Origin of the sequence: Aphanizomenon sp. UHCC 0183 (genome assembly GCF_009712065.1) — a bacterium.
Taxonomy (GTDB): Bacteria; Cyanobacteriota; Cyanobacteriia; order Cyanobacteriales; family Nostocaceae; genus Dolichospermum; species Dolichospermum heterosporum.
This window is the reverse complement of record NZ_VILC01000017.1, coordinates 59360-70892: the sequence shown is the minus strand read 5'-3', so window position 1 is coordinate 70892 and position 11533 is coordinate 59360. Positions and strand designations below refer to the sequence as shown.

Below are 11533 nucleotides of genomic sequence, written 5' to 3'. Positions count from 1 at the left end.
TCTGGTTTGTCAACTACTTTGGCAAACTATTTTTCGGTTTGTTTTTTGTTTTATCTAAAATCCTTGTGAGACAAGGGTTATGAGCGTTAAAATTCCTGAGATTTCTGCCCTTTTGGTGGTGTTTTTGATTTGGCTGGGTTTGTGGAGTTCCACTTCTGGGTTTTTTGAGTCATTAGAGAAAGAAAGACAATAATTGATAGTGTTGAGTGGATATAGATATTAGAGATGATATGAAGAGTTCAGTGGCTGTACTACCACCATTTTTGGTGCTGGATCAATTGTTGCAAAGTTGGTTATTGGAAGATATTGGTAGGGGAGATCGTACTACTCAATCTCTATTGTCCCAACATCCCACTAGAGGAGAAGCTAAATGGATAGCGAAAGCACCAGGGATAATTACTGGTTTACCGATTGCGGCTAGGGTGTTTCAACTTTTGAATAATCAAGTTGATTTTGTCAATGTTACCGATGAGGGTACACCTTGTGAACCAGGACAGGTGATAGCGGAAATTAATGGTTCACTGGATACGCTGTTAATGGGGGAAAGGGTAGCGCTTAATTTGGTGATGCGGTTAAGTGGAATTGCCAGTTTGACTAATATATATGTAGAAAAAATAGCTGATTTACCTGCTCAGTTGGTGGATACGCGCAAAACTACTCCAGGGTTGAGAATTTTGGAAAAGTACGCTACTGCTTTGGGTGGTGCGATGAATCACCGGATGGGTTTAGATGATGCGGTGATGATTAAGGATAATCATATTGTTGCGGCTGGGGGAATTGGGGAAGCTATTACCCGCATTCGTTCTCACGTTCCTTATCCTCTGACTATTGAGGTGGAAACGGAAAATTTAGCACAGGTGCGGGAAGCTTTACAGTACAGAGCAGATATTATTATGTTAGATAATATGCCTTTGTCTATGATGAGTGAGGCTGTATTATTGATTCGTAATGAAGATGATCGGGTAAAAATTGAGGCTTCGGGAAATGTAACTCTAGAGACTGTTCGCGCTGTGGCAGAAACTGGGGTTGATTATATTTCTACTAGTGCGCCCATTACTCAGTCTAAATGGTTGGATTTGAGTATGAGAATGGTTTAATAATATCTGAATCAGGATATCCACGATTAAAGGATTAACAGGATGAAAACAGAAATTTACTAACCAATTACCTATTATTACCAGGTTCAACTAGATGATTAGCAACTTTAGTAGAGGAACTCGGAAATTCTTTCAACAGCAGTTTCTAAGATTTCTGGTTTTTGTACTAATGCAAAGCGAACGTATCCTTCACCGAATTGACCGAAGCCGACTCCTGGGGAAGCGGCTACACCTGTTTTTTTAACTAGTTCGGTGCAAAATTCTATGGAATTATGACTCCATTGTGGGGGTAATTTTGCCCAAATGTACATTGTGGCTTCTGGTGTGGGAACGTTCCAACCGATACGGTGCAAGGCTTTAATGAAGGTGTCCCGGCGTTGACGAAAAATATCAACGGCAGATTTTACACCATCTTGGGGTCCGGTGAGGGCGGCGATCGCTCCGTTCAAAATTCCCAAATATTGGTTAAAATCAACGGTGGCTTTGATTTGCTTAAGGGCTTGAATTAATTGCGGATTCCCAATTGCGTAACCAATGCGGAAACCACCCATATTATAGGATTTGGAAAGGGTAAAGAATTCAATAGAGACGCTTTTTTCGGGGTCTGCTTGCAAAATTGAGGGAACAGGGGATTTTGGATTTTGGGTTTTTTCTGTGAAGACTAAATCTACGTAAGGGAAGTCGTGAACGAGAACTATATTATGTTGTTGACAAAAGGCTACGGCTTCTTGAAAGAAGGATAATGGGGCGATCGCACTGGTAGGATTATGGGGATAGCTTAATACCATTAACCGCGACTGGGCTAAAATGTTGGCGGGAATATCACTTAAAACTGGTAAAAAGTTATTTTCTGGTTTTAATGGCATGGGGTAAATTTGACCACCAGCTAAGTATACTCCCCCGGCATGGGAAGGATAACCAGGATCTAATAATAAAGCAAAATCGCCGGGATTAAGCACGGCTAAAGGCAAATGGGCAGTCCCTTCTTGAGAACCAATGAGGGGTAAAACTTCTGTTTCTGGGTCAACTGGGATACCGAATTTTTGCTCGTACCACTGGGCTGCGGCTTGACGGAAATTTTGAGTGCCACGAAATAATAAATAACCATGAGTGGTAGGATCATGGAGAGATTGAGCGATCGCTTCTATGACGTGATTCTCGGCTGGTAAATCTGAAGAACCCAAGGACAAATCAATTAATTCTCTTCCAGCAGCCAAAGCAATGGTCTTGGCTGTGTCCATATCGGCAAATACGTTAGATTTTAAGGGTTGTAACCGGGTAGCAAATTGCATTTTAATTATTATTTATTGGTCATTAGTCATGAGTAAGTGATCAGAAACTATGGAGTTTTGATCACTGACGGGTAACTAATTATTATTTAAATGCTGATCTAAAAAACTGAGTAATTTATCTTTACCAATTACTCCTTCAGTAGATTCTAATACTGTTTCTCCTCTTAGTAACCTAAGAGCAGGAAGACCTTCTACCCGATATTCCTTGACGGTGAGTGGATTAGGGTCAGCTTCTATTTTAACAATTTTTAGGCGATCGCCATAAGTTGTTGCAGCTAAGTTAATTAGTGGTGACATCAATTGACAAGGTCCGCACCAGGAAGCCCAGAAATAAACTAATACAGGCTGCTCGGCTTTTAATACTTCCGTTTCAAACTCAGCATCAGTGATAGTGATTACACCCTTGGTCATTATAGTCTCCATAAAGTAGCATAAATTGGCATTGCTGAATGAAAGTATGAATTGGTCTCACGCAAAGGCGCAGAGGCGCAAAGAGTAAGAGTTCGAGAAATGGAATTTTTGATTTTCATACCGCCATTATGCAATGGACATAAATTAATCAAGTTCATTTACAAAATATTTTATCCCAATCTAAGAGTCAGTTGTTATACGATTTTGGATTTTGGATTTTGGATTTTAGGTTAAGTAATTGGACAAAAATATTTACAGTCATTGCGAGCGAAGGGAAGCAATCACAACCCTTGGAATTGCTTCATTTCACTTCGTTCCATATGGCTAACGCCACGCAATGCTTACGCAATGACGTTGTGTAATTAATTCTGTCTCACTAGTTATATACTCTGCAAGGGAATAAGTTGAGCTTTCGCTTAAAGGGGATGTATGGATGTAAAAACGCAAGTTATTGCCTTCTCAAGTATAGAATACTGGCTATACAAGCTTTTCATCTGGTAATTTATCACAATCATTGGAAAAAATGAAGTAAAATCCCACAACCAAGATGTGTGGGATTAACTGAATTGAATTATCTGCAAAAACTACAGATTATCCAATTGTTTGCGTAGAGATTCCAATTCAGCATCAACTGGTTCAACCGATTTAGCTGTACTGGTTGGTTGTACTGGAGTTGTGGTGCTAGGTTGTTCTGGGGGTAGTAGTTTTCGGTCGGGTGCAGGTGCTAGGGATGCTTTCAAAGCGGCCAATTCATCATCAACATCACTACCAGATTCTAACTGAGCAAATTGGTGTTCTAAATCTGCACTTGCTAACTCCGCTCCTGACTGAGCGCGGGCCTCTTGCATTAAGACTTTTTCTTCCATGCGCTCAAAAGCAGACATGGCACTACTGGTATTCATACCGCTAACCATGCCCTGGAGTTGCTCTTGGGCTTTGGCCGCAGTAATCCTGGCTTTGAGCATTTCTTTCTTGGTTTTGGCTTCAGAAATTTTGCTCTCTAACTGGATTAAATTCTTTTTCAGACCTTCTACCTGAACAGTTTGCTGATCTAGACTAGTTTTTAAAGCCGTAGCGGTATCAGTATAAGTTTTCTTGCGCTCTAATGCTTGACGGGCTAGGTTCTCATCACCTTTTTGCAGGGCGAGTTGGGCGTTACGTTGCCACTTATTAATTTCGGCTTGTCCTTCATTATACTGTTTTTCAGTGCGCTTTTGGGCAGCTATTGCTTGTGCTACACCTTGGCGCAACTTCACCATATCCTCTTGCATTTCGAGGAGGGCTTGTTCCAGCATTTTTTCTGGATCTTCGGCTTTACTGACTAAATCGTTTAAGTTAGCACCAACTACTCGTTTAAGGCGATCAAATAATCCCATAAATTTATTTTTCCTTTAGAGGTTTACGCTCTTGGTTAGATAGTTAGCTTTTCTACTATATTAATAGCTACCTATGCCAATGTAGTCTTTCCAGTCTGGATTACTATTTTTTTCTATTCTGAATGATGAACCTATCAATTATCTATACTAACCAACCAGGGAAAGTTATGGTTCGGGTGTTTTGGGTAAATTATGATCTGGCTGGGGATTTTCTTCTTGATTTAGCATATAAGTTTTCATGGCTGCGAGTTCTGTATCAATATCATGGTGAGAATCTAAGGATGCAAATTTTTTTTCTAGATCATCACCACCCAGTGTACTAGCAACTTCTGATTGTGCTTCTATTTGTAAGACTTTTTCCTCCATTCGTTCTAATGCACCTAAGCTAGATGTAGCAGAAGCTCCAGTTAAAATTTCTTGCAGCCGATAGGAAGCTTCGGCGGAACGAGCGCGAGCGATATACATATCTTTCTTAGTTTTTACCTCAGCCAGTTTTAACTCTAAAGTCCGCATATCTTGCTTTAATTTGGCGACTACATCTTTTTGCTGCTGAATTTGGCTGGTTAAAGTTGTAGCGGTCTCTTGGTAAAATTTGCGTTTGGTGAGAGCTTCCCGTGCTAGGGAGTCATTACCTTGCTGGAGGGCTAATTGGGCGCGACGATACCATTCTGCGGCTTGGGATTCTCCTGCGGCTGCTTGGCGTTCTGTGCGCTTTTGGGTGGCGATCGCTTGAGCTACCCCTTGACGCAATTGTACCAAATTCTCCTGCATTTCCATGAAAGCTGTTTCCAGAATTTTTTCTGGATCTTCTGCATTGCTAACCAGACTATTAAAATTAGCGCGAATCACCCGCAGAATACGGTTAATAACTTCCATGTTGGCTCTACCTTGACCATTTACTGGACTTTGAGGATTGCTATATTGTTATCATAGTAAGAAATCAGTATGAATTAGCCTCACGCAAAGGCGCAAAGACGCAAAGATCAGAGTTTTTGGCGTTAAATTCAGTAAATTTTATTCAGTAAAACCAGCATTTTTTAACTATGGCTGTTGTAATCGTCCTTTAATACCTTTTGCTTCTAATTGCTGCAATCTGCGCTTAATCTCATCCTTGGTTTTCAAAGCACCCAAATAAATAAATTTTTTATTTGGTGATAAATAAGCATCAGGAACGACTTGCTTGGCGGCTGTTAAAGCTTTGTCGCCTTGATTATCAGCAATAATATAATAGTAGCCATTAGCTGATGGTTTGACATCTTCTGGTAGGGGTGAAAAAGTAGCTGTAGGCTTTGCTAAAGATGTGGATTTAGAGAGGGTGTTAGGTAAGGGGGAAAGTCTCGGTAATGGAGAGATAGGAGTTATGGGGGGTTGAATAGCTACAGGAGTGGAAATGATTTGAGGGGTCGGTTTAACTTTTGGTGTTAAATCTACGACATCTTTAGGATCTCTAACTTGTCGAAATTCTTGGGTGGCTAAATTAGGATATTTAGCTATGGGGGTGATTTTTGGTTCGCTAGTCAGTTGGGAATTATTTTCTATAATTTCTGTGTTTTGTGTATTTTCCGCAGTCTTTGATGAATTATTGTTTAGTACGCTACTGAAATTCAATTTAGGTAAATTTTTGGGATTGAAGACGACATAACCTAAAGTCAAACTTGCCAATAATAGCAACAGCATTGAACCAATACCTAAAGGTGATAAGACACTATCACGGGATTTAGGAGAATTAGGAGTTTGATTTTGTGGTGCAACGGCTGTCAAACTCCGCAATAATGCCTCACTAGATTCTAAATAATCATTTGGTTGTTGAGGAGGATCATTTGTGGTGAGGAGGGTTGGGTTGTCAGGGGAGGGAATTTTGGTGGGAACTATACTGCTAGTTGATTTTTCTAGGTTTGGAGGGGTGGGGGTTTCTTCTATGTCTAAGTTAGCAAACTCCTGGGGAAAATCAATGGTTTCAGTCTCATTCGTCAAGAATGGATTTTCTGAGGGAATGGCTACGGGAGGAACTGCTGGTAGTTGAATCTCCTTCGACAAGGTTGTTGTTTGATAATTAGTGTAACTTTCTACACTTCTTGCTGTTTGTGATTTGGTGTTTTTGCGTGTGCGTCTATATCTGGTTAATTCTTGATCCAATTGTATTTCTAAACTAGCCAGTGCCATAGTTAGGGTAGGGTTTAAGCGGGGTGTTTGCGGGGATTTGGTAGAATCTATCAAAGGATTTTGATTCATTGTTTAAGATGGAGTCAGGGTAGATGATTAAATGAATTTTCAATATACTGGTGAAAGTTGATTATCAGTATTCAGCTATTTTTATGGTAAAACTAATAACATAATATGTCTTTTAAGTCAATTGATCAGGTTTTAGGAAATATTCAACGTTCACCACAATGGCAAGAACAGGTATTGCTGCGGTTGCTAAAGTGCTGGGTAGAAGTTGTGGGGACTGCGGTTGCGGTGCAAACTCGTCCTTTGTCTATTCAGCGTGATGTTTTGTGGGTAGCAACTTCTAGTGCTGCTTGGGCGCAAAATTTGACATTTGGCAGGAAAACTATGTTGGTAAAGTTAAATAACAAGCTATCTACGTCTTTGGTAGATATTCGCTTTTCTACAGCCGAGTGGAAAAATTCATCAATAGCGGGAACAGAAGCCACTGTTTCGGCCTCGGAACATCCTAGTTATGTGGCTGATGATTTGATTGGTGATAGGTTAGTTCAAGCCAATATTGACAATGCTTTGGGTGCTTTTGAGAATTGGGCTAAGACGATGCAAGAGCGATCGCATCATCTCCCCTTATGTCCCCAATGTCAATGTCCCACTCCACCGGGTGAACTGGAACGATGGAATGTTTGTTCTCTCTGCTGCTCCAAGCGGTTAGGATAAATATTGAACTATTGTAAATAATTCAGTAAATTAAATGCTAAGAACTGATTTTAACTCTATCTAAAGTAACGTTTTTACAAAACAAGGAAATCCAAAATTCATGTTTTCATCTTGATCCCCAATAAGTTTTAGATGAAAATAAATATGTAGGCACTCTAATAATTATTTACATATATAACAAGAATCTAAAGATATACTAAAATTTGTTTATGGTTAATAATCGCTAGAACCTATATCCAATAATGATTTTTACCCTTCATGTCTATTTTGGATAACCAGCAAGATATATAAGTGTGATAACTAGTCCTGAATGGTACTGAAGATGAAGGCACATGAAACTAATTAAGCGTTTAACATCTACCTGTCGTTATTGTCGTTATTACCAGCCACAAGGTCGTCGTGGCGGTATGTGTGAAAAATTGAGCGCACCAGTCCAAGGAGTCTGGAAAGCCTGTCCTTTGGTCATGGCCGCTTTTGCACCAGCTTGGGAAACTTTAGAAGATGCTTGGAGTTTACCAGTAGCCAAACCGATTTTTGCTGTTGCTCAAACTCTCCCGACCGATTTGGATCATGTTACAGTAGCCTCTGTTGAAGATATTCCGACTTCCGCTACACAAGAAGTGAAAAATCAAAGCGTACTCATTTAACTATTCATGATTACGGTCATCAATTTTCTGTCCACCCTAATAAAATTTGACTGGCAATTTGTTAGTGTTTTCAATTTTGACATCTTCAGAAATTGCACCTTCCACAACAGGTGCGATTTTGGTATATAGCGGAGGTAGGGGCGCAGGGCCTGCGCCCAGTCAGGAGTCAAGAGAACAAAGAAGGAGTAAAATAATGTTATTGGTAAAGTTTCATGATCAAATCAATTTAAGGCAACCAGGGAAAATCCCGGAAGTTAGGAGGACGCTTTTCCAAAAAGGCTTGTTTTCCTTCTGCTCCTTCTTCTGTCATGTAATAAAGTAGAGTAGCGTTACCAGACAATTCTTGTAAACCAGCTTGTCCGTCACAGTCAGCGTTAAATGCTGATTTCAGACAACGAATAGCTATGGGACTTTTTTCTAATACTTCTTGCGCCCATTGTACGCCTTCTGTTTCTAGTTGTTCTATAGGGACGACAGTATTAACCAAGCCCATTTCTAGGGCTTCTTGGGCGTTATATTGACGACAGAGAAACCATATTTCCCTGGCTTTTTTTTGTCCTACTATTCTGGCTAAATAACTAGCACCAAAACCACCATCGAAACTCCCTACTTTGGGTCCCGTTTGCCCAAAAATGGCATTATCAGCCGCAATAGTTAAATCACAAATTAAATGGAGAACATGACCTCCGCCAATAGCATAACCCGCGACTAGGGCAATTACTACTTTGGGCATGGAACGAATCAGGCGTTGTAAATCTAAGACATTTAAACGGGGGATTCCGGTTTCATCTACATAACCTGCTTGTCCACGTACACTTTGATCACCACCTGAACAAAAGGCATATTTTCCATCTGTATGAGGTCCTGCACCTGTAAATAGGACTACGCCAATGGTGGTATCTTCTTTAGCATCCCAAAAGGCTTCGTATAGTTCAAATACGGTTTTTGGACGGAATGCGTTACGTTTGTGGGGACGGTTAATAGTGATTTTGGCGATACCGTCGGTTTTTTGGTAGATGATGTCTTCGTAGGTTTTGACGGTCTTCCAGTCGGTTTCTATCATGGATAATCTGTGATTTGTGCTTGAGAATTTTATTAGCGATATTTTCGTTTTTTCCGATACTTAGAATTGCATTTTCAGCCATTTGACTGATTTAATTTCTTCTTCAAATTAGATTACCTTAATTTTTTCAAAAGTATAGGTTTTAATGTAGATGGAATGTCAGTATTAGGAATATAGACTGGGCGCAGGCCCTACGCCCCTACAAATGGGTTGAAAATTGATTGGTGCAAATACTTTACACGGGAGTTTAAAATGACTATTGCCAGTATTCCACAAATAAAGTCTTTAACAGACGCAGAATTAAAAAAAATCAATGCCTATTGGCGTGCTGCTAACTATCTGTCTGTTGGACAAATTTACCTTCTTGACAATCCTTTACTAAGAGAACCCCTCAAACAAGAACACGTCAAACCTCGACTCTTAGGACATTGGGGAACTACTCCAGGGCTAAACTTAATTTATGCCCACTTTAACCGAGTTATCAAAAAATACGACCTCAATGCAATTTACATAGCTGGACCCGGACATGGTGGACCCGGACTTGTTGCCAATACATACTTAGAAGGAACATATAGTGAATATTACCCTAACATTTCCCAAAATGAAGAGGGAATGCAAAAACTATTCAAACAATTTTCCTTTCCTGGTGGTATTCCCAGCCACGTCGCCCCAGAAACCCCTGGTTCTATCCATGAGGGGGGAGAATTAGGTTATGCTTTAGTTCACGCTTATGGGGCGGTATTTGATAACCCTGATTTGATAGTTGCGGCGGTTGTCGGTGACGGAGAAGCGGAAACTGGACCTTTGGCAACTAGCTGGCATTCTAACAAATTTATTAACCCGGTTACTGATGGTGCGGTTTTACCAATTCTGCATTTAAATGGTTACAAAATTGCCAACCCAACCGTATTAGCACGGATACCTCATGAAGAGTTAGAAAGCCTATTTATCGGCTATGGCTATAAACCTTACTTTGTGGAAGGTGGTGACCCTGCGGAAGTTCACCAACAAATGGCAGCAGTATTAGATACAATCATTCCAGAAATTCAAAGTATTCAAAGAGAAGCGCGGATACATGGTTGCCAAGAAAGACCGCAGTGGCCGATGATTGTTTTACGCACTCCTAAAGGTTGGACGGGTCCCAAGGAAGTGGACGGGAAGAAAACAGAAGGTTATTGGCGATCGCACCAAGTCCCCTTTAGTGATATAGCTGGTAAACCGGAACATCTGCAACTGCTGGAAGATTGGCTAAAAAGTTACAAACCAGAAGAACTTTTCGACGCAAATGGTCAACTCCTTCCCGAACTTGCAGAACTAGCGCCTAAAGGTCAGCATCGCATGGGAGACAACCCCCACGCTAACGGCGGAATTTTGCTGCGTGACTTGAAAATGCCTGATTTCTCCAACTACGCTGTAGAAGTACCCCAACCAGGGACAGTTAACGCCGAAGCTACCAAAGTTACTGGTAAGTTTCTCCGTGACATTATGAAACTGAACGACGAAAGCCGCAACTTCCGCGTTTTTGGTCCTGACGAAACCGCCTCAAATCGGCTAGACCCTTTATTTGAAGTGACAAATCGCGCTTGGGATGCGGAAACTCTCCCCGAAGATGACCATTTATCACCGGACGGTCGAGTAATGGAAATCCTCAGCGAAACCAATTGTCAAGGATGGTTAGAAGGCTATTTATTAACAGGTCGTCATGGTTTCTTCTCCTGTTATGAAGCTTTTATTCACATCATTGATTCGATGTTCAACCAACACGCCAAATGGTTGAAAACGACTCGTCATATTACTTGGAGAAGACCAATTGCATCTTTAAATTATCTTCTCACTTCCCACGTTTGGCGACAAGATCATAACGGGTTCTCTCACCAAGATCCTGGGTTTATTGACCACGTAATTAACAAAAAAGCCGAAATTATTCGTGTTTATCTGCCACCTGATGCTAATACTTTATTATCAGTAACCGACCATTGTTTAAGAAGTCGTAATTATGTCAATGTGATTGTTGCCGGTAAACAACCAGCATTACAATATTTAGACATGGATGCAGCCCTAAAACATTGTACTAAAGGTTTAGGAATTTGGGAATGGGCTAGTAATGATCAAGACAGTGAAACTGATGTAGTCATGGCTTGTGCTGGAGATGTTCCGACCTTGGAAACTTTAGCGGCTGTGGATATTTTAAGACAACATTTCCCAGATTTAAAAGTGCGGGTTGTCAATGTTGTTGATTTGATGACACTACAACCACAAAGTGAACATCCTCACGGTTTAAGTAGTAAGGATTTTGATACGATTTTCACAACTGATAAACCTGTGATTTTTGCTTTTCATGGTTATCCTTGGTTAATTCATCGTCTCACCTATCGGCATACAAATCATCAGAATATTCATGTGCGTGGTTATAAAGAAGAGGGAACAACAACCACACCTTTTGATATGGTAGTGATGAATGATTTAGATAGATTCCACTTGGTTATGGATGTAATTGACCGTGTTCCAAAATTAGGTTCTAAAGCAGCTTATGTGAAGCAAAAATTGCAAGATAAGTTGATTGAACATAAGCAATATATCCAGAAACACGGTGAAGATATGCCAGAAATTCGTGATTGGACTTGGCCATATTAATAATTGAGTCAAGCTGATTTTATCGGTAGGGGTTTAGCAGTGCTAAACCCCTAAACATTTGGGGACTGAGTTTTACGCTTACCGAGTTATTTTATCAACTTAACAGAACTACAGTGATGAATTTAGATGT

General features: G+C 40.4%; 10 protein-coding genes. 4 read left to right on the top strand and 6 right to left on the bottom strand.

The annotated features are described in order from the left end of the window. The first annotated feature begins 230 nt into the window (after positions 1–230). On the top strand, positions 231–1097 hold the full coding sequence (gene nadC, locus FJR37_RS08325) for a carboxylating nicotinate-nucleotide diphosphorylase (RefSeq protein ID WP_039199464.1): 867 nt from the start codon (positions 231–233) through the stop codon (positions 1095–1097). Positions 1098–1204: 107 nt separating this feature from the next. Here the strand turns inward: nadC and FJR37_RS08320 are convergent, their stop codons facing one another. From FJR37_RS08320 to FJR37_RS08300, 5 genes are all read right to left on the bottom strand, one after another. After that, a complete protein-coding gene (locus FJR37_RS08320) occupies positions 1205–2389 on the bottom strand; it encodes an LL-diaminopimelate aminotransferase (protein WP_168465761.1) in 1185 nt (394 codons plus the stop codon). A 75-nt stretch (positions 2390–2464) separates the two neighbouring features. Beyond that, positions 2465–2800: a co-chaperone YbbN gene (locus tag FJR37_RS08315; protein ID WP_039199458.1), complete on the bottom strand. Its 336-nt coding sequence runs from the start codon at positions 2798–2800 to the stop codon at positions 2465–2467. Between the two features lie 584 nt (positions 2801–3384). Then, entirely contained in the window at positions 3385–4176 is a 792-nt protein-coding gene (locus FJR37_RS08310) for a PspA/IM30 family protein (protein WP_168465760.1), read from the bottom strand. A gap of 165 nt (positions 4177–4341) precedes the next feature. Next, complete coding sequence (locus FJR37_RS08305; RefSeq protein WP_168465759.1) at positions 4342–5052, bottom strand: PspA/IM30 family protein; 711 nt, start codon at positions 5050–5052, stop codon at positions 4342–4344. 165 nt (positions 5053–5217) lie between these two features. Next, positions 5218–6408, bottom strand: coding sequence for a hypothetical protein (locus tag FJR37_RS08300; protein ID WP_168465758.1), 1191 nt, complete (start codon positions 6406–6408; stop codon positions 5218–5220). Between the two features lie 105 nt (positions 6409–6513). On the opposite strand from FJR37_RS08300, the gene FJR37_RS08295 reads away from it, so the two are divergent. Together FJR37_RS08295 and FJR37_RS08290 are read left to right on the top strand one after the other, a co-directional pair. After that, positions 6514–7059, top strand: coding sequence for a DUF721 domain-containing protein (locus FJR37_RS08295; RefSeq protein ID WP_039199453.1), 546 nt, complete (start codon positions 6514–6516; stop codon positions 7057–7059). A 332-nt stretch (positions 7060–7391) separates the two neighbouring features. Next, positions 7392–7706: a hypothetical protein gene (locus tag FJR37_RS08290; protein ID WP_039199451.1), complete on the top strand. Its 315-nt coding sequence runs from the start codon at positions 7392–7394 to the stop codon at positions 7704–7706. 226 nt (positions 7707–7932) lie between these two features. On the opposite strand, the gene menB is transcribed toward FJR37_RS08290, so the two are convergent. Then, positions 7933–8769 carry a 1,4-dihydroxy-2-naphthoyl-CoA synthase gene (menB, locus tag FJR37_RS08285; protein ID WP_039199448.1) on the bottom strand — a complete coding sequence of 279 codons (837 nt, stop codon included), beginning with the start codon at positions 8767–8769 and terminating at the stop codon, positions 7933–7935. 252 nt (positions 8770–9021) lie between these two features. Between menB and FJR37_RS08280 the strand changes: the two genes are divergently transcribed. Then, entirely contained in the window at positions 9022–11403 is a 2382-nt protein-coding gene (locus tag FJR37_RS08280; RefSeq protein WP_168465757.1) for a phosphoketolase, read from the top strand. Positions 11404–11533 lie beyond the last annotated feature (130 nt).

What these genes read in the sequence shown, in the direction of transcription:
- nadC (WP_039199464.1), top strand. Translation starts at nt 231, where the DNA reads ATGAAGAGTTCAGTGGCTGTACTACCACCATTTTTGGTGCTGGATCAA.
- FJR37_RS08320 (WP_168465761.1), bottom strand. Translation starts at nt 2,389, where the DNA reads ATGCAATTTGCTACCCGGTTACAACCCTTAAAATCTAACGTATTTGCC.
- FJR37_RS08315 (WP_039199458.1), bottom strand. Translation starts at nt 2,800, where the DNA reads ATGACCAAGGGTGTAATCACTATCACTGATGCTGAGTTTGAAACGGAA.
- FJR37_RS08310 (WP_168465760.1), bottom strand. Translation starts at nt 4,176, where the DNA reads ATGGGATTATTTGATCGCCTTAAACGAGTAGTTGGTGCTAACTTAAAC.
- FJR37_RS08305 (WP_168465759.1), bottom strand. Translation starts at nt 5,052, where the DNA reads ATGGAAGTTATTAACCGTATTCTGCGGGTGATTCGCGCTAATTTTAAT.
- FJR37_RS08300 (WP_168465758.1), bottom strand. Translation starts at nt 6,408, where the DNA reads ATGAATCAAAATCCTTTGATAGATTCTACCAAATCCCCGCAAACACCC.
- FJR37_RS08295 (WP_039199453.1), top strand. Translation starts at nt 6,514, where the DNA reads ATGTCTTTTAAGTCAATTGATCAGGTTTTAGGAAATATTCAACGTTCA.
- FJR37_RS08290 (WP_039199451.1), top strand. Translation starts at nt 7,392, where the DNA reads ATGAAACTAATTAAGCGTTTAACATCTACCTGTCGTTATTGTCGTTAT.
- menB (WP_039199448.1), bottom strand. Translation starts at nt 8,769, where the DNA reads ATGATAGAAACCGACTGGAAGACCGTCAAAACCTACGAAGACATCATC.
- FJR37_RS08280 (WP_168465757.1), top strand. Translation starts at nt 9,022, where the DNA reads ATGACTATTGCCAGTATTCCACAAATAAAGTCTTTAACAGACGCAGAA.